The following is a 21371-nucleotide window of genomic DNA, read 5'->3' on the forward strand; positions in this document are numbered from 1 at the left end:
GTAGATCTCCTTGTCGGCGTTTGCTTCGAGTCGATTGGGGCAATACCCGCTCCGAGCATGTCCGAACCCACGCGACCGGCTCGACGAAGGAAGACCCCCATGGATACCGCAACGACCCGAACGACAACGGCCGACGCCGACGCAGTCTGGAACGTCCTCGCCGACGGATGGAACTATGCGATGTGGGTCGTCGGTGCCTCCCGCATCCGAGCCGTCGACGCGACGTGGCCTGATGTCGGAAGCGCGATCCACCATTCTGTGGGTGTCTGGCCGGCAGTGGTGAACGACGAAACCCGTGTGCTGGCGGTGCACCCGGGCCGCGAGTTGCGTTTACAGGCAAAAGCCCTGCCGTTCGGTACCGCGGAGATCATCATGCGGCTCACCCCCATGGCCCGTGGATGCCGCATCGACATGATCGAGCACGCGATGAGCTTTCCGTTCACGCTGGTCCCCGACCGGCTGCAGCATGTGGCCGTGTTTCCACGCAACGCCGAGGCACTGCAGCGGCTCACGTTCCTCGCCGAGGGGCGCGACTAGCTCATTCGTCGAGTTTGAACCCGACCTTCAGCGTCACCTGGAAGTGCGCGACAGCACCGTTCTCGATGTGGCCTCGGGTTTCCAAAACCTCGAACCAGTCCAGTTCGCGCAGCGTGGAACTGGCGCGTGCGATGGCTTTCCTGATGGCGTCGTCGATGCCCTCGGTGGAGGTGCCGACGATTTCTGTCACGCGGTACACATTGTCACTCATGGAACACATCATCGCGTGTCGTGACGGCCTCGGCGAGGGTTTCGCTCAACGTGTGCTGAACTGCCGTGACCATCCCGGTGAGTGGCATACGGCCTCGACGTAGCGCGCGTTCTACTCAAGACAGCCTATCCTTATTCGCACGAACGGCGAAACGGAGATGCGATGAGAACACGACACCGAACGATCGTGGCTGTTGCCGCACTGACGCTTCTGACTGCGGGGTGTTCGTCCGCCACCGACGACGCCTCGCCGTCGAGCACAGCCGACGCGTCCTCGGCGTTCCCAGTCACGGTCACCGGCGCGTTGGGCAGTGCCGAGGTGACCGACCGCCCCGAGCGGGTCGTGGCCTTGTCGCCGACCGATGCGGACTTCGTCTTCGCGCTCGGCGTCACGCCGGTTGCGATCGACGAGGGCACCAGCGAGTCCGGGTATCAGCCCTGGGTCGAGGAGCACTTCGGGCCCGACTTGCCTCCGTTGGTACGCGGAGTCGACGGTCAGATTTCGGTCGAGGAGATCGCCGCGCTGGAGCCGGATCTGATAGTCGCCACCAAGGTTTTCGGCCTGGACCGCGTGTACGACCAGCTGTCAGCGATCGCACCGGTGGTGCACTACGCGGACAATCCGTCTACCGAGTCGTGGCAGGATGCGACCGCCACTGTTGCCGACGCGTTGGGAGTGCCGGACGTGGGTGCCGAGGTGGTGCGTACTACCGAAACCGATATCACCGAGGCGGCGCAGGACTATTCGGCGCTCGGCCGCAAGACGTTCACGTTCTTCGTGGGGCCCGTGCAGGACTCGGTGTACGTGGTGAATTCCGACGCAGATGCAGGGGCTCGTTTTCTGCAGCAATTGGGCATGGCGCCGACGCCGTTCGCTACGTCTCAGCCGCAGAGCACCATCGCCGGGCGGGCGTTGATCAGCTACGAATTGTTGTCGCAAACCGATGCGGACGTTCTGATCGCAACCGGACGTCCGGGAACGATCGACGCATTTCTTGCAGATCCGGGGCTGAGGGGTCTGTCCGCAGTCGAACGTGGTGCGGTCGTTCCGCTCGAACCTGTTCCAGCGCAATCGATTGCGTTTCCCTCGTCGCTCAGCCTCGGCTGGGCGCTGACGAACATCGTGCCGCAGCTCGCCGCGGCGGCGCAGCGCTGACAGCGATGCGTTCGGGGTTGTTCTCCGGGTTACACCGAGAACTCGGCGTGCAGTTCGGGAAGGAAGCCGGCGAGGTGGTTCATCTCCTGGCCGCAGTGCATCAGCAGGTTCTGGGCCACATCGAGACCCAGAACCAGATCCGTCGGGTCCACCGACGCCCCCCGTTGCACGGCGCAGTAGGCCTGCTCGACGTTGGGTAGGTGCAGCCCGCGCAGGTTCAAGTAGAAGCGGCTGCGCATCTCCGCGCCACCGGGAACCGGTCGTACCTGATGTGCGAGCCACCCCAGATCGACCGGCGCGATGGAACTCCCGACTCGTCCGAACACGATCGTCTGATCGGCCGGGACGGTGAAGCCGTGTGCGATCGGATCCCGGAACTCGATGCCGAGCTGCTGGAGCTTCGGGCCGATGTTCTCGTCCACGTAGGAAATGTTGCCGACGTATTTTGCTTTGTCCGGACCGGAAGCGTTCGTCGTATCGGTTCTCAGGGATGCGTACAGGTGCGCATCGGGATGCCACAGCTTGTATCGCGCCGATTCGGACGAGTGCCAACCGAACCACCAGTCCCACATTGCGGCGGTGACTCGCGGCATGTCCGTCTTGACGGCGACGAACAGGACTCCGTCGTCTGTGCGCCCGTAGCCGGTTTCGACGGCGGAGTACCCCTCGGGGCCGAGATCGGTTGTCAGACCATCGAAGACGGGGATCGCGGCAGCTGCCAGCGGCGGGGCGGTGAAGGCCTCCTGAACCACCTGCGGTGCCGGTCGTGTCGTCGCCGCCATGTAGTGCGCATAGGGCTGTGCCCGATCTTCGTCTCGGTAGCCCTGGTAGCGCGGTGAGCACACGGGGAGGAGGGGTGCGGCCTGGCTTCGAGGCGCCAGGGCGACTGTGGCGACGACCGCGGCCGCAGCACCGGCGCCCAGAAGGCGACGTCGGCTCGGATTCCATGCGCTCAACATCTGCTGAGATTATGAGGACGGTAGGACGGTGTCAACGGTGTAGCGCGCATCTTGTGGTCGTCGACAAGGATGGGTCAGCAGCGTCGGATCATCGGCACCGACGTAGGTTGGTGCAACGGATTTCGAGAGGATGCCAACGATGGTCGATCTACCACCGGCACCGATTGCACTGGCGTCCTGGCCGACACCGTTGGAGAGTGCTCCGCGCCTGGCCGAGGCGATCGGTTTGGGCGCCGACGACCTGTGGCTCAAACGCGACGACCTCACCGGACTGGCCGGAGGCGGCAACAAGACTCGCAAACTGGAATGGACGCTTGCCGCTGCTCTCGCCGCCGGCGCCGACACGGTCGTCACAACCGTTGCGCCGCAATCCAATCACGCTCGACTGACTGCTGCGGCAGCTGCTCGGGTGGGTATCGACGCCGTGCTCGTCTTCCCCGGCCGCGAACCCGATGGTGCGCCGGCAGGCAACCTCCTGCTCGACGCGATGCTGGGGGCACAGATCGTATGGGCAGCAGACACCGAATCCGATGGTGACATAGCGGACGTGGCCGATGCGGTGGTTCGGCGGTTGCGCTCGGAAGGTCGACGCCCTTCCCTCGTTCCGTTCGGTGGGTCCAATGCCTTTGGTGCGCAAGGGTATCGCGCCGCGGCTGTCGAGTTGCTCGAGCAGCTGCCGTCCCTGGACGTCGTGGTGTGCGCCGTGGGGTCGGGCGGCACGATGGCCGGCCTGGTGGCCGGTCTAGGGGTGGATCGGGTGCTCGGTGTTCACACCGGCGCAGTCGCCGACCCACGAAACACGGTCGCCCATCTCCTGCAGGAGATGGGCGAAGACGTGCAGCCCGAGGCGCTTCGTCTCCGCATGGATCAGGTGGGCGACGGATACGAAACGCTCACCGGGGGATCACGTTCGGCGCTGATCACCGCGGCACGAGTCGGCGGCATCGTTCTCGATCCCGTTTACATGGCACGGGCATTTGCCGGACTCTCGGCCGAGGTCGCAGAAGGCGGCATCACACGGGGCACGTCCGTGGTGTTTCTCGCCAGTGGGGGTCTGCCGGGTCTGTTCGGGCACCCGAGCATGCCGTCCACATCCTGGGAACTATGAGCGGAGCATTCTTTTGGGCCGGTGCGGTCGGGTCTCAGGGAGCCAGAAACCGTACGGCAACCGGCGTGAACTGCTCGTGGTACTGAAAGATGCCGCCGTGTCCGGAGTCCGGGTAGATCACGAGTTCACTGCCTGCGATGCGGCTGTGCAAGTCGTCGGACAGCACGCTCGGAACCATGCGATCGTTGTCGCCGTTGGCGATCAACGTCGGCTGGGTGATCGTCGACAGGTCTGACGGACGGGACCGGCCGTACTTCTTGATTGCGGACAATTGGGTGCGGAAGGCGGGGACACTGATGTCCTTGTCGCGGTCTGCGGTGCGTTCCTTCAGTCGGTCGACGAACGCCTTGCCCGCCTTCTTGCCGACAGAATCGCGATCGAAGAACAAGAATTCCTTGGGGTCCGACCGGGTCAGGGTGGCCCGTAGTATGTCGTAATACGTTGTCTTGGCGACCTTGTCGATGTCTTTGCCGCCCCTCGGTCCCGTGCCGGTGAGAACGAGCTTGCGAACCAGTTCGGGGTGTTTGATTACCAGATCTTGCGCGATCATGCCGCCGAGCGAGAACGAGAAGATGTCGATGGTGTCGAAGCCCAGCGCGCGGATGAAGGTGTATGCGTCGTCGGCTGCCTCTTCGATGGTTCCGGGAACTTTGCCGGTGGAGGCTCCGACTCCTTTGTTGTCGAACGCGATCGCATGTCGACCGGCCGCGATCGGATCGACGATGCGAGGGTCCCAGTTGTCGAGTGTGGCGGCGAGGTGGACGAAGAAGACAACCGGGACGCCGCCTTTCGGACCGAGCTCGCGGTACGCGTACGTCGTGCCGCCCGCAGTGAGGGTCAGGGTCGGTGCCGCGGCGTAGGAGGTGTTGTGGCTCATGCTGTTCGGCTTTCGTCGGTGGGGAAGGTGATGACTGTCTTGCCGCGAACGCCACCCTGGCCGAGTGCGTTCACTGCGTGCGGTGTCTCGTCGAAGGGATACGTGACGCCGACGACGGGTCGGATGGTGCCGTCGTCGACGAGCGCCGCGATGCGGCGCAGCTGGTCGCCGTCGGCGTGCATGAACAAGAACTGGTAGGTGACACCCAACTTGATCGCCTGCTTGCGAATCTTGCGGCTGAGCACCCCGATCGCCAGTCGCAGAACAGGATTGAGACCAGCTTCTCGTGCGAAGGTCGGGTCCGGAGGGCCTGCGATACCGATCGCCTTGCCGCCGGGCTTCAACACGCGCAGGGACTTCTCGAGGTTCTCACCTCCGAGGCTGTCCAGGACGAGATCGTATCCGGACAGCGCCGTTTCGAAATCGTCCGCGCGGTAGTCGATCACGAGGTCCGCGCCAAGGTCGTACAGGAAATCGGCGCTGGACGCGCTGGCTGTGGTCGCCACCGTGGCCCCGAGGTGCTTTGCCAGCTGAATCGCGACAGTACCGACGCCCCCGGCGCCTGCGTGGATCAGAACCTTCTGTCCCGGTTGCACATTCGCCTGCTCGACAAGTACCTGCCACGCCGTCAGAGCTATGAGTGGGAGAGAGCCGGCTTCGACGGTGGTGATGGTGGTGGGTCGCGGCGCAAGGTCGGTGTCCGCGACGGCGACGCGCTCGGCAAAAGTACCGATCCGATCTGTGCCCACCCGGGCGTAGACCTCGTCGCCGACGGCGAAGCTCTGCACCTTGTTTCCGATGTCGACGACGGTTCCGGCGACGTCGTGTCCGAGGGTGATGGGTAGTGAGTAGGGGAGGATCTGCTTGAATTCGCCGGTCCGGATCTTGTCGTCGAGTTGATTTACCCCTGCTGCGTCGACGCGGACCAGGACGTCGTGTTCACCGATGGTCGGTTCCGGAACATCACGGAGTTCGAGTGGTCGTTTGTACCCGGTGAGTACGAAGGCTTTCATGACTCTTCCTGTTCAGTTCGTGCGCGAACGCAATTGTGGGTACAGGACCTCGACGGGCTGACCGAGGGCTGCTTTGACGCCGACGGTGAGATCGTCGGCGAGCACTTCGTAGGCGTCCGATTCGACGGCGTCGAAGACTGCGCCGACCAGCGCCGCGGTGCTCAGCTTGGGTCCGTCGGCGTCGGCGGCCATCGGTGTGTCGACGTATCCCATATGGACGCCCGTCACGTGCACACCTTTCGGGGCGAGTTCGATTCGCAGGGAATTCGTTGCGGACCACAGTGCTGCTTTCGAGGCGCTGTAGGCGCCGCCGAAGGCGTACCAGCTGGCCACGGAATGGACGTCGACGAGAGCCGAGCGATCGTGATCGGACAGGGTCGGGGCAAAGGCGCGCGCCACGAGCAGGGGGCCGAAGAAGTTGATTTCCATGTTCGCGCGGAGGTCGGCCTCGTCGATGTCGAGAAGGCTCCCGTTCGGTGGGGTCGCACCGGCGTTGTTGATCAGGACGGTGACGTCAGGTGCTTTGTCGACGGCGGCGGCGATGGATGCAGGATCGGTGACGTCCAGAACGAGCGGCACGATTCTCTCGTCTCCCCAGGTACGCGGTGAACGGGCGGTGGCGTACACCTTGGCGGCACCGCGCGCGAGGGCATCGTGGACGAACTGCGTTCCGATGCCTCCGTTCGCTCCGGTGACCAGGACGACGGAATCTGACAGTGTGGGCATGGTAGGTGCTCTCTCGATCGGTGTGTAAGCGACTATACTCATAACTGAGTGCAGTCAGTAAAATTCCCGAAGGATCAACGTGTCATCACAGCAGCAACCTCACGGTCGCCGTGAGCGGAACAAGCAGGAGAAGCTCGAGCGCATCACGGCCGCCGCCCATGAGCTGTTTCTCGAGCGCGGGGTCGACGAGGTCACCACCCAGCAGATCGCGGACAAGGCCGATATCGGAACCGGCACCTTGTTCCTGTACGCGAAGACCAAGAGCGAGCTTCTGCTGCTGGTGCAGAACTCGAGTTACCAGGACGCGCTGTCCGTGGGGAAAGCGCGCGCCGCACAGACCGTGGACGCGCTCGGCGCGATCATGGCAATCGTGCGCCCCGTCGTGGAGTGCAATCGCAAGCAGGTCGACAACGGCCGAACGTACCTGCGCGAGATCGTGTTCGGCGATCCGGAGGAGCCGTACCATCTTGCCGCTCTCACCCTGACCGTGCAGACGGAAAACGAATTCGCCGCCGTGCTGGGGCGGGGCGGCGCGACCGACCCGGCCCGCGCTGCGGCACTCGCCCACATCGTGTCGGCCGTCATGTTCCTGGCCATGGCGGCAACGATCAACATCGGGAAATCGGTCGACGAGATCGTGCTCGAAATCGAAGATCAGGTGCGCGTACTGGTCGGGTGAAACCGATCAGCGCAATGCGGAGCGGAGCACGTCCGCTGCACGTCGAGCCTCGCGGGCGGTCCTGCGGTACCGATTCTGCAGGTGTTCGGGCTTGCCCGTCAGCGCCATCGCAGCCGCGAGGTGGGCGCGATCGTGCAGACTGCGCAGAGCGACGGACAGTGCCCGGTCCACGTCGGCGTCGTATGCGTCCAGCAGCGCTGCACCGGTCCACGCGTGGCCGATGCGACAACGGTAGCGGTGGTCGTCACCCACTTGCAGCAGTGCGCCCCCACAGTCCGGGCAGACGTATCCGGACGGTCGGCCGATCCGATCCCCTTCGATGTCGGCGTCGATGCGTCCGGTCGCGATGTGGTTCTCTCGGACCAGCCTGTCGTCGGCGGGAGCGACGACCGCGTCCGGCCGATCTCGGTCGCCCATTGCGGCCAGCACCGGACCCATCTCTGCAACGGTCAGAACGAGATCGACCCCGACAGTCTCGACCGCGTGGTTGGGCAGCGACGGATAGAGGGCATCGCGTGCCTGCTGAGCGATGGTCACACCCCCGCGGGCCTGCACCGCGGTCAGACCGTCGACCCCGTCGTCTCCGACACCCGAGAGCAGCACGGCAACGCCTCGCGGGCCGGAGTGCAGTGCAACAGAACGAAAGAGGGCGTTGATGGACGGGCGATGACTGCTCTCGGTGGGGCCTGTGCCCACGACCACGATCCCGTCACCCTCCAGAAGGTGATGTCCCGGTTCCGCGGTGCACACGGTGCCTGCGCGAAGCGGCGCTCCATCGACTGCGCTGTACGCGGGGAGGGGGCCCGATCGGTGGAGGATGTGGGACAGAGCGCTCGTGCCGTTGTCCGGCATGTGCAGGACGACGAGAACTGCATAGGGGAAATCGGCAGGCAGGTGCGCCACGAACTCGGTCAGGGCCTGAACACCGCCGGCGGAGGCGCCGACCGCCACTACCCCGGGACTACGGAAGTCGGCCACCCCGGCGGGTTACCCCCGCCGGAGCAGTTCAACCGACGGCCGCCTGGATGCGCCCGGAACAGTAGAGTGCGGTACACAGCCGGTCGCGGCGTGGAGTGCAAGAGGAGCAGGTGTGAACGAGGACGTCGACGGTGATTTCGAGACGTTGTTGTTGTACCTGCGAGACTCTCGCGGTTTCGATTTCACCGGATACAAGCGCACGTCGCTCATGCGCCGGGTGCGCCACCGTATGGAGCGCGTCGGTATCGGGGAGTACTCCGACTACCTCGACCACCTGCAGGCGTCGGCCGGTGAGTTCGCCGAGTTGTTCGACACCATCCTGATCAACGTCACGGGGTTCTTTCGTGACCCCGACGCCTGGGAAATGCTGCGCACCAACGTGATTCCGCAGCTGCTGGCTCAGCGGGGACCCGATGATCCGATACGAATCTGGAGCGCGGGATGTGCGACGGGTCAGGAGGCATATTCGCTTGCGATGCTCTTCGCCGACGCCGTCGGGCTGGAGAGCTTCCGGCAGCGGGTGAAGATCTACGCCACCGATGTCGACGAGGACGCACTGGCGACGGCGAGACAGGCGTCGTACGACGCCAAGTCGGTGGAGAACATTCCGCCGGAACAACTCTCGCGCTTCTTCGGCCGCGACGGTGCTCGGTTCGTCTTCGACAAGGATATCCGTCGGGCGGTCATCTTCGGTCGAAACGACCTGGTGCAGGACGCACCGATCTCGCGGGTCGACTTGCTGGTCTGCAGGAACGCGTTGATCTACTTGAACGCCGAAACGCAGCGCAGAGTGCTCGAAAGGTTCTCTTTCGCGTTGGCGCCGCACGGGATGATGTTCCTCGGTCACGCCGAGATGCCGCTCAGCCACGGCGACCGATTCGCGCCGTTCGATCTGAAGAACAGACTGTTTCGAAAAACCCTGGACAAGCGCAGCACCGTTCCCGCATCGCCCCTCGAATCGTTGGGGAGTTCGCCGATCGACTCGCCGGGTGTGTCCGGCCTTCGTGAGCAGGCTTTTCGGTACGCACCGGTGGCGCAGGTGGTACTGACGAGTGACGAGACCATTGCTCTGATCAATCAGCAGGCCGAATTCATGTTCGGGTTGTCCGCGCGCGATATCGGTCGGTTGCTACGGGACCTCGAATTGTCCTACCGCCCAGCGGAGTTGAGGGCATTCGTCGAGAAGGCGAAGGTGGAACGCCGGTCGTCGCGCATCCGTGAGGTCGAGTGGATTCAGCATGGGAATCAGACGGCCTGGCTCGAAATTCACGTCAACCCACTCGTCGACGCAAGCAATGGTCTTCTGGGCGTGTCCATCGCCTTCTTCGACGTGAGTACGACCCGAGCGCTGCTCGACAGGGTAGAGGAGACAAACGCCCGGTTGGAGAACGCCTACGAGGAACTGCAGTCGAGCAGCGAAGAGCTCGAGACCACCAACGAAGAGCTTCAGTCGACCGTCGAAGAACTCGAGACGACGAACGAAGAGCTGCAGTCGACGAACGAAGAACTCGAGACCATGAACGAGGAGCTTCAGTCGACCAACGACGAACTGCACGAGATCAACAGAGCACTCGGCGACAAGACCGTCGAACTGACCCGCGCGCAGACCTTCTTCGATTCGATTCTCGACTCCGCCGACGTGGGCATCGTCATCGTCGACCGCGACATGCGCGTGACGGTGTGGAACCGCGAATCGATCGACATGTGGGGAATCACGGACCGCGAAGCGCGAGGACAGAGCTTTCTCGACCTCGATATCGGGCTTCCCACGATCGAGCTCGAACCGTTGGTCGCGCGCGCCCTGTCGGACACGCAGTACTCGGGCCTCATCGCTGTCGATGCCGTGAATCGCCGAGGCCGCTCGGTGCGGGTCACCGTGCGGTGCAGTCCGTACACATTCGACGACGGCGACATTCGTGGTGCAATGTTGTTGATGCACAACGATTCCGAACAGAACCGGTAATCGAGGAGCCGGCGATGTCACGCTCCGTCGTCGAGCGCTCCGCAGTTCTCTGGACCGATGACTGCCCACACGGTCTTGCCCACATCGCTGCAGACGTTCCCCCAGGACCTGGTCAGAGCGGACACCACCGCCAGTCCCGACACTCGAGGCGCCGCGGGACCGACCGCCTCGTGGATGGTCGCCGGAGCCGGGTTGCCGTCGTGGACGGCGACGGTGACCACGTCGTTGTGGGCCTCCACGCGCAGGTCGAGATCACTGTCGGTGTGCCTGAGAACGTTGTGCACCAGGACGGTGGCAACGCACGCCGCACACGTCACGTAGTCCTCGCGGCCCCATTCGTTCAGCGTGTGCATCACCTCACGTCGCGCGACGGCGACGATCGGTGTCGCTCGCGGCGCGGCGAATCGGGCTCGGAGTCTGGTCGAGGTCCGCTCCCGTTCGTCGACGACCGACGCGAGAGCACATCCGAGTGTCGGATGAACCGTGACGTATCGAGTGACACCGTTGCGTACGAGTTCGGCTCGTCGATCCGCCGACGACGACACGATCAGCAGCGGTATTCCCGGCCACTGCCGGATCAGCCAACTCGAGCTCGTCAGCACCGCCCACGCCGAACCCGACGGCGCTGCCACGCCGTCGATGTCGACCACGACGGCGGTCACGCTGTCGGTGGACGCTTTGACGACGAGGCTTCGCACCTGCAGGTAGGTGCTCGCGTCGAGGACACCGCGAACGGTGAGCACGGGTACGCCGTTCACTCGTCGTGTGGTCGACGTGATTCCTGCATCTGGCACTGATCTCGCCCAACTGTTGCGAGGTCGGAGACGTCGGGCGGACGCTTCCGAACGGGACTTCTGCATCAGATTAGTCCCCGGTGCGCAGTGCGTCGCCGATCGAGTAGGCCCCCGGCCCGGCCAGCCACAAGTCGAAACGGTGCAGGAACGGGAAGCGCGTCCGAAGCGCGGGCAGATCGGCGTGTCCGGCCAGTCGGCCGTTGTCCACCGCCTCGGCCAGGCGGCCCAGCACAGCGTTCCCTGCCAGCACTTCCGGACTCATTCGTTCGTACGAGATCGGCCGCCCCACCGCGTCGCTGAGAAGCTGGGCCGCCCGAGTGCCGGTCATCGCGTCACCGGCAATGTCGACCGCGCGGCCCAGGAATTCCGTCGGTGCGCCGAAGACCTCGGCGACGATCGACCCGATATCGGCCACGGCAATGAACTGCATTGCCTGCTCGGCACGCATCAGGAACGACAAGCGGCCGTGCGCGAGGCCCATCCCGGGCAGCATGAGGATCTCCATGAAACTGGCCGGGCGAACGATCGTGCTCGCAATGCCGATCTCAGCGATGTGCGACTCGATTCGGCTCTTGGTGTCGAAGTGTCCGATCCCGGTGACGGTGTCGCCCGCGGCAATCGCAGAACTGTAGACGAGATGCGCAACACCGACGCTGTGCGCGATGTCTGCCACGGACACCCCGTACGCCACTTCGTCGTCGTCGGTCACGGCAGATCCGGGTTGTCCGGAACTCGGCTGAACACTGAACACGCCGTACGCGCCGTCGAATGCGGCGCGCAGGGATACGCGGTCGGTGAAGTCGCCCACGACCGTCTGCGCTCCCGCTGCGGCGGCCTCGCGGGCTCGGACCGTGTGAAGATCTCGGACCACCGCCCGAACGTGCCATCCTGCGCGAAGCAGAGCCGTCACCACCGAATTCCCCTGTTGCCCAGTCGCACCCAGAACGGTGATCACGTTCTCTCCCGGAAGTGTCGGTTCGGCTGCCATGTCTGGATCCCTTCGTCGTGTGCCCGTGTCGGGCGACGTCCCCGGGCCGTTGCCAGGTCCGTGGTCGCACGCTAGCCTCGGGACCTCTACCGATCGGTAGGGACGATCGTGCGCGAAGACGGAGAACCGTGAAAGATGTTGTGCCAGCGGCTTCGGACTGTTTCGTGCGGCTCGGGGTCGATCTGATCTCCCACCGCTGGGATGCCGTCGTGTTGACCGCGCTGAGAGCGGGCCCGTCTCGTCGCACGGACCTGCTGTCGACTGTCGGCGGTATCAGCGACAAGTCGCTGCACGAGTCCCTGGCCCGGTTGCACACCCGTCGACTGGTGGACAGGGACGAAACCGGCCGACGCTACCGGTTGACGGAACTCGGTACGTCCCTGGCGACGGGGCCGTTGCTGATGCTGGCGCAGTGGGCCGAGACTCATCAGCAGTCGTTGAGCGAGTAGGGGAAGACGGCCTAACGGACGAGGCGGAAGAAGCCGCGCACCTGCTCCACAAGGGATTCCGGTTGCTCCATCGCGGCGAAGTGGCCACCGCGCGGCAGTTCCTCGAACCATCTCAGGTCGGTGAAACGCTGCGCGGCCTCGCGCCGCGAGGGGCGGGCGATGTCGCGCGGGTACACCGACAAACCGGAGGGCGCCGTGACCTCGTCCCGAAAGCTCCCGAAACTTTCCCAGTACAACCGCGCCGATGACGTGGCCGATGCGGTGAACCAGTAGACCGAGATCGTGTCGAGGATTGCCTGCCGCGATACCGCGTCCTCGGGGTGGCCGTCGTTGTCCGTCCACGCCCAGAATTTCTCGGCGATCCAGGCAGCTTGTCCTGCAGGCGAATCGGTGAGCGCGTAACCCAGAGTCTGCGGACGCGTCGACTGCTGTGCCGAGTATCCACGACCGGTGCGGGCGAACTCCTTGACGGCCTTCAGGTTTTCTTGCTCCTGCCGCGTCGGCTCGTCGAACGTGCCCTGAGGAACGGCACCCATGTTGAGGTGCACGCCGGCTACCCGGTCGGGTGCAACGCCGCCCAGCGCTCCGGACACCGCCGAGCCCCAATCGCCGCCCTGCGCTCCGTACCGTGTGTAACCCAGCGATGTCATCAGCGTGTCCCAGGCTGCAGCGATGCGGTTGACGCCCCATCCGGTGGTGGACGGTTTGTCACTCCACCCGTATCCGGGGAGCGACGGGGCGACGACGTGAAACGCGTCGGCCGGGTCTCCGCCGTGCGAGCGCGGGTCCGTCAGCGGGCCGATGATGTTCAGGAACTCGAGCACCGAGCCCGGCCACCCGTGCGTCAGGACCAGAGGAAACGCGTCGGGCTCGGGTGAGCGGACGTGCAGGAAATGAATGCCCAGCCCGTCGACCGTGTCCCGAAACTGCGGAAAGGCGTTGACGCGCTCGGGAAACCCGAAGTCGTAATCTTCTGCCCAGCTCCGGCAGAGTTCGCGCGCGTATGCGATCGGCACCCCCTGCGACCAGTCGTCGACCGGCTGCGGCTCGGGCCATCGGGTGCGCCGAAGCCGTTCACGGAGGTCCTCGACCTCGGCGTCGGTGATGGTGACGGTGAACGGTTCAGCGGCCACGTGAAACTCCCATTTCTCTGCTGATCGAAGGCTACCGCTGACGGTTGCTTCCGCTGCAGAGCGATCCCCGCACTTTCATCCCGCCCGTCAGGCGAACGCGGCCGTGAAGGCGTCGAGCGCGGCATCGGAATCGTCACGGGCCCAGCCCTCGAGGCCGATGACGCCGGTGTAGTCGAGTTCACGCAATGCGCGCGCGACCCCGGGGTAGTTGATTTCTCCGGTTCCCGGTTCGCACCGTCCGGGAACGTCGGCCACCTGAATCTCCCCGATATGGGGGAGCGACCTACGCAGTAGGTCGATGAGGTTCCCTTCGCCGATCTGGGCGTGGTAGAGGTCGAGGTTCATCTTCAGGTGCGGGCTTGCCACTGCCGAGACCAGCGCGAGCGTGTCCGACGCGCGAGCGAACGGCGTGCCGGGATGATCGACGGCGAGGTTGAGGTTCTCGAGTGTGAACACTCGTCCGGCCGCCGCACCGAGTTCGGCGATTCTGTGCAGGGTGTCGGCAGCGGTGAGCCACATCGAGGGCGTGACGACCTCGACCGGTCGGACGGGAAGTCCGTTGCCGTCGAGTCCGGTTCCGTGCAAGTTCAAGCGGGGGCAGTCGAGCTTCTCGGCGACTTCGAGAGATGTTGCGGCGGTGCGCAACAGCGCTTCGATGCCGTCGTCGTCGGTCAGGTTTCCTTCGAGGTACCCGGTCATCGAGGAGAACGTTGCCCCCGTGGCGACGAGTGCGTCGATGTCTTTCGTTGCCCAGTTCCAGATCTCGACCTGCAGACCGCGAGCGTGAAGTTTCTCGACACGTTCGACGAAAGGAAGTTCCAGGTACAGCATTTCGGCACTTGCTGCGAGCGTGAACGTGGTCATGCGGTGACCTCGTTCATGTCCACGGCGGCACCGGTCTCGACGCTGCGGATCGCGGCGAGGGCGATCGCCAGTGCGGTACGCGCGTCCTGGCCGGTGACCGGCGCAGGCTTCTGCGATCGGATCGCATCGACGAAGGCGGTGAATTCGCCGATGTACGACGAGCGCAGCAGGTCCGTGTCCCGGCGCGAGGTGTCGATCTCGATCCCGTTGCTGCCGTAGAACACCATGTCGGTGGTATCACCGCGGCCCGCGGTCACCATGCCCGCCGATCCGAAGACCTCACCGCGCACGTCGTAACCGTAGAGCGCGGAGAAGCTCGCTTCGGCGGTCGCGATGGCTCCGTTGTCGAAGACGACCGTGACGACGGCGGTGTCGAGATGCCCGGATGCTTTGGCGTCCGGGCGAATCAGCGCGTCCGCGACCGCTGTGACACGAAGCGGGCGTGCTCCGGGGTTGAGGAAGCACAGCGTGTCGAAATCGTGAATGAGGGTCTCGAGGAAGATGGTCCACTGCGGTACTCGCGCAGGGTCGCCGCCCCAGGGACCGGGATCGCGGGTGAGCGATCGCAGGAGTTGCGGAGTTCCGATGCGGCCGGCGTCGATCGCTGCACGGGCAGCGGAGAATCCCGGTGCGAATCGACGGTTGAAGCCGACCTGCAGCACCACTCCCGCAGAGTCGGCTGCGGCGATGGCCCGGTCGGCGTCGGCGAGGGTGACGGCCATGGGCTTCTCGCAGAACACGTGTTTGCCTGCCTGCGCCGCGGCGACAACCAGTTCGGTGTGGCTGCGGGCCGGGGCGGCGATCAAAACGGCGTCGACGTCGTCCGAGCCGAGCACATCTGCAACGTCGGTGGTGGAGGTCGACGCACCCAGGGCGGCGGCCAGCCGGGCGGCTGCGTCGCCGATCGGGTCGCTCACGGCCACGAGTGACGCGCCGACGACATGGCGTGCGACGAGTTCGGCGTGGTTGGCGCCGATGCGGCCGGCGCCGATCAAGGCAATGCGTACGGGGTCGGTCGAGGACATCGTTGTACTCCAGAGTTGCAGGTGAAGGGTACTAGTACGTTCTAGTTCGATGAACGGTAGAGGGTGTGCGATCATCGGTCAAGACCGACCCCGACGGGATGAGAGCGCCGTGCCGAAATCGAAACCGGGTGCCACGCCCAAGATGGCGGACGTCGCTCGCGCGGCAGGGGTGTCTCCTGCCCTCGTGTCGATCGTCATGCGTGGCGTGGGCGGCGCGAGCGACGAGACCCGTGCGCGGGTTCTGCGCATCGCAGACGAGCTCGGGTACGTTCCCGACCGCCGAGCCCAACAACTCAGACAGACCGCCTCCCGGCTCATCGGAGTGACGTTCGAGGTGCAACAGACGTTCCACGGGGATCTCGTCGAACACCTCTACGCCGCGGCCGCGGAACGCGGGTACGACGTCGTCATCAGCGCGGTCGCCCCCACTCGAACCGAGCGCGAAGCGCTGCGAACCCTGCTCCGCGAACGGTGCGAAGCCATCGTGATGGTGGGATCGCGGCTGTCCGACAACGAATTACACGAGATCGGGTCGCAACTACCGGCAGTCGTCGTCGCTCGTGCCAGCGGAGCGCGCGACGTGTCGAGTGTCCGTTCGGACGACATCGCGGGTGTCGGCCTCGCGATCGAACACCTTGTCTCGCTGGGCCATCGAGACATCGTGCACATCGACGGTTCGGACGCGCCCGGTAGCGTGGATCGTCGACGCGGTGCGCTCGACGCGGGGCACCGGTTCGGTGTCGACGTCCGGATCGTCGCCGGTGGACCCACCGAAGCCAGCGGAGCTGCGGCCACGCGCGGCCTACTGGCCGCCGGCTCGCTGCCGTCGGGTGTGGTGGCCTTCAACGACCGTTGTGCTGCCGGGGTTCTCGACACGCTGATCCGCGCCGGCGTCGACGTGCCGGGCACCGTTTCGGTTGTCGGGTACGACGATTCGCGCCTCGCCGAGCTGTCCTACCTCCAGCTGACCACCGTCTCGCAGAATGCGTCCGAGTTGTCCCGGTCGGCGATCGACACGGCGTTGGCACTGGTGTCCGGCCTCCATCCAGACCCGGTAGTACTCACCCCGCGGCTGGTGGTTCGGTCGACAACCGGTCCGGTCGGTGCGGCTGTCTGAGTCGAATCGTGTCGGATCAATCGTGTTTCGCTTCGTAGCGCAACAAGACGATGCCACCGGGGAACGTGCGGTTTTCCACCAGGCGCAGCGAGATCCAGGACGGCAGGCTCGGAAAGAACGGTGTACCGCCGCCCACCGCGGTGGGGGTGACCACCATCCGGTACTCGTCTACGAGCCCGGCCTGCACCACAGGAGCGGCCAGCGTTGCACCGGCAATCTCCAGCCTGCCGTCCGTTTCGGCCTTCAGCCTCGCCACGACCTCGACGGGGTCGCCGCGTTCGAGGCGGGAGTTCCAGCCCACCGACTCCAGGGTGTGCGAGAACACGACCTTCGGCATCTCCCGCCAGATCTGCGCGAAGTCGGCAATCAAGGGGGGAACATCCGCGGGCTCGTCGGCGGTCGGCCAGTACGCGGACATCAAGTCGTACAGGCGTCTGCCGTAGAACGCCAGAGCGGTCTCACGCTCGAAGTCGTTCCAGTACTGGTGTAGTTCTTCGCTCGGATCCGAGAAGTCGATGCTGCCCTCTGCATCGGCGATGTACCCGTCCACCGAGACGTTGAAGCCATAGATGAGTCTGCCCATGCAGTTCGGACTCTGCCGGGGCGCAGAAGTCATCGCGGCGGGGACCTGGAAGTGGTGGTCAGTGCATCTCCAGTACGGACCCCGGGGTGTAGGTGCCAGCGGCTCACCTCAGTTCACCGCGGTCTGTCGGGCAAGTGCCGTGAGGTGGGTGCAGATATGGTCGGCCCACGCGTCGATGTCGGACCAACACCGGTCGTCCTCGTTCGCCGCCTTGATCAGTGTGACAACCAGGCGTTCGCGCCGCGACAGTACCGCGCGGTCGATCTTCCCGCCGAACACTCTGTGTTCCAGCGCCCAGGATGCTTTGTCCCACTTTCCTTTCGGTGGTTCTTTGTTGCTGTCACCGAGCGGTCCGCTGGAGAACAGCCACACCGGACGGGTTTCCAGTTCGGAGAACTCACGCTCCGCCAGGATGCGCGCGCTTTTCAACCACCGTCCCATGTACACGGCGCTTCCGAGCACCACTGCGTCGTAGTCGGCCACTGCATCGACGTCGTCGCAGTCCTGAACCAGAACCTCGTCACCGATGCTGTGCCGGCGAAACCCCTCTCGTATCGCAACGGCGATACGGTCGCCGATTTCTCGCGTCGCACCGTGGCGGCTGGCCGTTGCGATCAGAACTCTCATGTTCGTGCTTCCTTCCGGGTGTCGACCAAGTGTTCTGCGGCGCCCTGCGGCGTGCGGTAGACCATGACGGGACATGGTGCGGCGTGCAGAACAGTCCGGCTGACGGACCCGAGCAGCATCCCCCCGAAGCCCCCTCGACCATGGCTTCCGACCACGATGAGCTGAGCCGCCTGACCGTGATCGAGCAGAGCTGCGGCAGGCCGGTCGCGGACGACGACCCTGCGGACGCTCACCTGCGGATACGACGCGGTGGGTCCGAACAAGACCTCGTCCAGGAATGCCTCGGCGCCCGCCTTTCCTCTCGACCACCCCGCGCTCCGGCTCGGCGGTCCCACCGACAGATCGCCATCCGCCCAGGCGTGAACAACAGTGACTGCTGCGTCTCGGAGGGAGGCTTCTTCGAACGCTGCCAGCACGGCGTCGGCGGCCCCCGGTGACCCGTCCGTGCCGACGACCACGGACTTTGCCGGCGTGAAGCGAGACGACAGTTCGGTGTAGGTGCGGATCACGGCGACCGGGCAATGAGCATGCATGGCCACCGACGAACTCACCGACCCCAACATGCCCCGACCGAGGGCTCCGAGACCCCGGCACCCCAAGACAATGACCCGCGCGGATTTCGACCACTCGAGCAGAGACGGAATTGCTCCTACCTCCGCGGGTTCGGTCTGAATCGATATCGCAGAACGGACGCCGACCGTACGTTCGGCGACCGACCGCGCTTCGGCGAGGGCTCGGGCGGTGTCCGTGTACAAGTCGTCGTAGTACGACTCCGGAACCCCCACATCGCGGACGTCGGTCGGGTTCTTCACCGACGACATGATCACCAGGTCCGAGTTGTGCAACTCCGCATCGATCGTCGCCCACCGGACCGCATCGAGGGCCGATGCGGACCCGTCGATCCCGACGACGGTCACGTACGGGTCGACATCACGGGCGGCCACGGGATCTCCTCGTCGGTTGAATCGGTCAGTTCATCCAACGCGTCGGTCGGCGGCGGCGCCGCGGTCCTAAACCACCGCCCGAAGTGACGTTGGTCCTCGAGTTCGAGGACTTTCCGTCTCCGCCGAATCGGCCAGGCCTGCGTAGGGTCAGGACTGCGGGAAGGCCGGAGGTCGGTCGCCGAAGAACTACGGGCGCAGGCAACGACCCACGTAGCCGAGGAGTCCACTCTTGTTCACTGTTTTTCTGGTCGACGATCACGAGATCGTTCGACGCGGATTGATCGACGTCATCGAATCCGACGCCGAACTCACGGTCGTGGGTGAAGCAGGCGATTGTTCGCACGCGCTGGCGCGAATACCCGCGCTGATGCCCGACGTTGCGGTCCTCGACGTTCGGCTGCCGGACGGCAACGGCATCGAACTGTGCCGCGAACTCCTCGACCGGGTGCCGTCCCTGCGGTGCCTGATGTTGACCTCGTACACCGAGGACCAGGCAATGCTGGACGCTATTCTCGCGGGAGCCAGTGGGTACGTCGTCAAGGACATCACAGGCATGGACCTGACCACCGCCATCAAGGACGTCGGTGCCGGAAAGTCGTTGCTGGACAACAGGGCTGCGGCTGCACTGATGGCCAAGCTGCGCAAGGTGACCGCCGAGCCGGGGCCTCTGGAGCAACTCACCGAGCAGGAGCGGGTCCTGCTCGGCTTGTTGGGTGAGGGACTGACCAACCGCCAGATCGCAGCTCGGATGTTCCTGGCGGAGAAGACCGTCAAGAACTACGTGTCCAGGCTGCTCGGCAAACTCGGCATGGAACGGCGGACGCAGGCGGCGGTGTTCTCGTCCACCCTGACCGGAGCGAGGACCACGAGCCGTGGATGACCGCACCAACGGCCAGCACACGAGCCTTCCCGAATTGAGGTTGGGCGAGTTGTTGGGCGAGGTGCAGGACCGCATCGGTCGTATCGCCGACGCGCGCCAGCAAGCGGACGGTCTGCTGGAGGCCATGCTCGTGGTGACCTCGGGTCTCGATCTCGAGGAAACCCTGCGTTCGATCGTGGAATCCGCAGTCAAACTGGTGGACGCGAAATACGGTGCACTGGGTGTTCGAGGCAACGACAATCAACTCGGTGCGTTCATCAACCTGGGAATAGACGACTCCACCAAGGCGGAGATCGGGGCATTGCCGACCGGGCATGGCGTTCTGGGTCTGCTGATCGACCATCCCGATGCCGTTCGGTTGAACGATCTGTCGGAGCATCCGGACGCAGTCGGTTTCCCTCCGCACCACCCACCGATGAAAAGTTTTCTCGGCGCGCCCATACGGGTGCGCGAGGAAATATTCGGCAATCTGTATCTGACCGAGAAGAACGGCGGTTCGCAATTCACCGAGGACGACGAGGTCGTCACTCGCGCGCTGGCTTCCGCGGCAGGCATCGCTATCGAGAATGCGCGCCTGTACGAGGAATCGCGCTCGCGGCAGGCGTGGATCGAAGCGACGCGTGACATCGGAACGGAATTGTTGTCCGGCACGGACACCCGCCAGGTGCTCTCGATGGTCGCGCGCAAGGCCTTGCAACTGACGGGTTCGGATCTGACATTCATCGCCGTACCCGAGGACCCGGGACAACCGTCCGAGGCAGTGAAGGAGTTGGTGGTCACCGTCGTCGAAGGCGATGGCGTCGGTGAGTTGCTCGCACACGTCATTCCGGTGGAGGGATCGTCCTCGGGAACTGCGTTCCGGAGTCGGACGTCGATCCGCCGGGACACATTGCAATTCGTGGTGTCGGGCAGTGAACGTGCCTTCGGCCCGGCCTTGGTGTCACCGCTTCGTGTGGCAGACCACGTCAGGGGGGTGCTCGTCGCTCTACGACAGAGCGATCGACTGCCCTTCACCGACGACCAGCTCGAATTGCTGTCGAGTTTTGCCGACCAGGCAGCGTTGGCGATGCAGGTCGCCGAATCTTCGCGTCGAGTGTTCGAGTTGGAGGTGCTCTCCGATCGCGACAGGATTGCGCGCGACCTTCACGATCACGTCATTCAGCGGATATTTGCGGCGGGGTTGTCGTTGCAAAGTACGTTGCAACGCACCAACTCTTCGGAAATACGATCGCGGCTGAGTACCACGATCGACGATCTGCAGGACGTGGTTCAGGACATCCGTAACACTATCTTCGACCTCCAGAGCGCGGCCGTGTCCACCACCCGTCTACGCCAACGAATTCACGATGCGATCGACGAACTCGTCGATGGCGCACACATCCGCACCGTGGTGCGCATGTCGGGTCCCTTGTCGGTGATCGGTCCGGTCTTCGCCGATCATTCGGTGGCCGTCATACGCGAGGCGCTCAGCAACGCGGTCCGATACTCGGGCGCCCTGACAGTGGCGATCACGGTGTCGGTCGCGGACGACTTCGTCGTCGAAGTGATCGACAACGGTGTCGGGATGCCCGAGGACGTGACCCCCAGCGGACTCGCCAACCTGCGCTCTCGTGCCGTCCAGTGCGGCGGGTCGTTCACCGTTGGCGCGCCCGAGTCCGGCCAGGGAACGCGGATCGTCTGGTCTGTTCCCTTGCCGTGATGAACCACGTCCGCACGTGTCCCTTGATATCGGCGGTTTTGTACGGGTGGTCGCCCGATGTC

23 protein-coding genes are annotated in these 21371 nt (G+C 64.7%); 9 read left to right on the forward strand and 14 right to left on the reverse strand.

Annotation, left to right across the window (positions count from 1 at the left end; translation table 11 throughout):
* The first annotated feature begins 99 nt into the window (after positions 1–99).
* Positions 100–537, forward strand: coding sequence for an SRPBCC family protein (locus IEW02_RS22175; protein WP_188547091.1), 438 nt, complete (start codon positions 100–102; stop codon positions 535–537).
* 1 nt (position 538) lies between these two features.
* On the opposite strand, the gene IEW02_RS22180 is transcribed toward IEW02_RS22175, so the two are convergent.
* Complete coding sequence (locus tag IEW02_RS22180; RefSeq protein ID WP_188547092.1) at positions 539–748, reverse strand: dodecin; 210 nt, start codon at positions 746–748, stop codon at positions 539–541.
* Between the two features lie 162 nt (positions 749–910).
* On the opposite strand from IEW02_RS22180, the gene IEW02_RS22185 reads away from it, so the two are divergent.
* Positions 911–1903, forward strand: a complete 993-nt coding sequence (locus tag IEW02_RS22185; protein ID WP_188547093.1) for an iron-siderophore ABC transporter substrate-binding protein — start codon at positions 911–913, stop codon at positions 1901–1903.
* A gap of 29 nt (positions 1904–1932) precedes the next feature.
* On the opposite strand, the gene IEW02_RS22190 is transcribed toward IEW02_RS22185, so the two are convergent.
* Complete coding sequence (locus tag IEW02_RS22190) at positions 1933–2862, reverse strand: DAPG hydrolase family protein (RefSeq protein WP_188547094.1); 930 nt, start codon at positions 2860–2862, stop codon at positions 1933–1935.
* Positions 2863–3001: 139 nt separating this feature from the next.
* Between IEW02_RS22190 and IEW02_RS22195 the strand changes: the two genes are divergently transcribed.
* A complete protein-coding gene (locus IEW02_RS22195) occupies positions 3002–3970 on the forward strand; it encodes a pyridoxal-phosphate dependent enzyme (RefSeq protein WP_188547095.1) in 969 nt (322 codons plus the stop codon).
* Between the two features lie 34 nt (positions 3971–4004).
* On the opposite strand, the gene IEW02_RS22200 is transcribed toward IEW02_RS22195, so the two are convergent.
* From IEW02_RS22200 to IEW02_RS22210, 3 genes are read right to left on the reverse strand one after another with little or no spacing between them, the layout of a single operon-like run.
* The gene (locus tag IEW02_RS22200; protein WP_188547096.1) at positions 4005–4847 is read right to left on the reverse strand and encodes an alpha/beta fold hydrolase; all 843 of its coding nucleotides are present in this window, start codon (positions 4845–4847) and stop codon (positions 4005–4007) included.
* Positions 4844–5860: an NADP-dependent oxidoreductase gene (locus tag IEW02_RS22205; RefSeq protein ID WP_188547097.1), complete on the reverse strand. Its 1017-nt coding sequence runs from the start codon at positions 5858–5860 to the stop codon at positions 4844–4846. Before IEW02_RS22205 ends, IEW02_RS22200 begins: the two co-directional genes overlap by 4 nt.
* Before the next feature lie 12 nt (positions 5861–5872).
* On the reverse strand, positions 5873–6586 hold the full coding sequence (locus IEW02_RS22210) for an SDR family oxidoreductase (RefSeq protein WP_188547098.1): 714 nt from the start codon (positions 6584–6586) through the stop codon (positions 5873–5875).
* A gap of 79 nt (positions 6587–6665) precedes the next feature.
* Here IEW02_RS22210 and IEW02_RS22215 point away from each other — a divergent pair, with 79 nt between their 5' ends.
* The gene (locus IEW02_RS22215) at positions 6666–7265 is read left to right on the forward strand and encodes a TetR/AcrR family transcriptional regulator (protein WP_188547099.1); all 600 of its coding nucleotides are present in this window, start codon (positions 6666–6668) and stop codon (positions 7263–7265) included.
* A 6-nt stretch (positions 7266–7271) separates the two neighbouring features.
* Here the strand turns inward: IEW02_RS22215 and IEW02_RS22220 are convergent, their stop codons facing one another.
* Positions 7272–8243, reverse strand: a complete 972-nt coding sequence (locus IEW02_RS22220; RefSeq protein ID WP_188547100.1) for a chemotaxis protein CheB — start codon at positions 8241–8243, stop codon at positions 7272–7274.
* Between the two features lie 112 nt (positions 8244–8355).
* On the opposite strand from IEW02_RS22220, the gene IEW02_RS22225 reads away from it, so the two are divergent.
* Entirely contained in the window at positions 8356–10206 is a 1851-nt protein-coding gene (locus IEW02_RS22225) for a CheR family methyltransferase (protein ID WP_229746235.1), read from the forward strand.
* Positions 10207–10223: 17 nt separating this feature from the next.
* Here IEW02_RS22225 and IEW02_RS22230 read toward each other — a convergent pair whose 3' ends face one another.
* Positions 10224–11066: an STAS domain-containing protein gene (locus tag IEW02_RS22230; protein ID WP_371829990.1), complete on the reverse strand. Its 843-nt coding sequence runs from the start codon at positions 11064–11066 to the stop codon at positions 10224–10226.
* A 4-nt stretch (positions 11067–11070) separates the two neighbouring features.
* A complete protein-coding gene (locus tag IEW02_RS22235; RefSeq protein WP_188547102.1) occupies positions 11071–11988 on the reverse strand; it encodes an NmrA/HSCARG family protein in 918 nt (305 codons plus the stop codon).
* A gap of 164 nt (positions 11989–12152) precedes the next feature.
* Here IEW02_RS22235 and IEW02_RS22240 point away from each other — a divergent pair, with 164 nt between their 5' ends.
* Positions 12153–12437: a winged helix-turn-helix transcriptional regulator gene (locus tag IEW02_RS22240; protein WP_229746236.1), complete on the forward strand. Its 285-nt coding sequence runs from the start codon at positions 12153–12155 to the stop codon at positions 12435–12437.
* A gap of 11 nt (positions 12438–12448) precedes the next feature.
* Here the strand turns inward: IEW02_RS22240 and IEW02_RS22245 are convergent, their stop codons facing one another.
* The 3 genes from IEW02_RS22245 to IEW02_RS22255 form a co-directional block, all read right to left on the reverse strand.
* Positions 12449–13570 carry an epoxide hydrolase family protein gene (locus tag IEW02_RS22245; RefSeq protein WP_188547107.1) on the reverse strand — a complete coding sequence of 374 codons (1122 nt, stop codon included), beginning with the start codon at positions 13568–13570 and terminating at the stop codon, positions 12449–12451.
* 87 nt (positions 13571–13657) lie between these two features.
* Positions 13658–14434, reverse strand: a complete 777-nt coding sequence (locus tag IEW02_RS22250) for a TIM barrel protein (RefSeq protein WP_188547109.1) — start codon at positions 14432–14434, stop codon at positions 13658–13660.
* Positions 14431–15459 carry a Gfo/Idh/MocA family oxidoreductase gene (locus IEW02_RS22255; protein WP_188547111.1) on the reverse strand — a complete coding sequence of 343 codons (1029 nt, stop codon included), beginning with the start codon at positions 15457–15459 and terminating at the stop codon, positions 14431–14433. Before IEW02_RS22255 ends, IEW02_RS22250 begins: the two co-directional genes overlap by 4 nt.
* A 142-nt stretch (positions 15460–15601) precedes the next feature.
* On the opposite strand from IEW02_RS22255, the gene IEW02_RS22260 reads away from it, so the two are divergent.
* A complete protein-coding gene (locus IEW02_RS22260) occupies positions 15602–16576 on the forward strand; it encodes a LacI family DNA-binding transcriptional regulator (protein ID WP_188547622.1) in 975 nt (324 codons plus the stop codon).
* Positions 16577–16592: 16 nt separating this feature from the next.
* Here the strand turns inward: IEW02_RS22260 and IEW02_RS22265 are convergent, their stop codons facing one another.
* From IEW02_RS22265 to IEW02_RS22275, 3 genes are all read right to left on the reverse strand, one after another.
* Complete coding sequence (locus IEW02_RS22265) at positions 16593–17159, reverse strand: dihydrofolate reductase family protein (RefSeq protein ID WP_188547113.1); 567 nt, start codon at positions 17157–17159, stop codon at positions 16593–16595.
* Positions 17160–17267: 108 nt separating this feature from the next.
* Complete coding sequence (locus IEW02_RS22270; protein WP_188547115.1) at positions 17268–17786, reverse strand: flavodoxin domain-containing protein; 519 nt, start codon at positions 17784–17786, stop codon at positions 17268–17270.
* Positions 17783–18730 carry a universal stress protein gene (locus tag IEW02_RS22275; protein ID WP_188547117.1) on the reverse strand — a complete coding sequence of 316 codons (948 nt, stop codon included), beginning with the start codon at positions 18728–18730 and terminating at the stop codon, positions 17783–17785. Before IEW02_RS22275 ends, IEW02_RS22270 begins: the two co-directional genes overlap by 4 nt.
* Before the next feature lie 229 nt (positions 18731–18959).
* Here IEW02_RS22275 and IEW02_RS22280 point away from each other — a divergent pair, with 229 nt between their 5' ends.
* Both IEW02_RS22280 and IEW02_RS22285 read left to right on the forward strand, forming a co-directional pair.
* Complete coding sequence (locus IEW02_RS22280; RefSeq protein ID WP_188547119.1) at positions 18960–19610, forward strand: response regulator; 651 nt, start codon at positions 18960–18962, stop codon at positions 19608–19610.
* Positions 19603–21309, forward strand: a complete 1707-nt coding sequence (locus IEW02_RS22285; protein WP_229746237.1) for a sensor histidine kinase — start codon at positions 19603–19605, stop codon at positions 21307–21309. The genes IEW02_RS22280 and IEW02_RS22285 overlap by 8 nt, the downstream gene beginning before the upstream one ends.
* Positions 21310–21371: the final 62 nt, after the last annotated feature.

The organism is Rhodococcoides trifolii (assembly GCF_014635345.1).
GTDB classification, from domain to species: Bacteria; Actinomycetota; Actinomycetes; order Mycobacteriales; family Mycobacteriaceae; genus Rhodococcoides; species Rhodococcoides trifolii.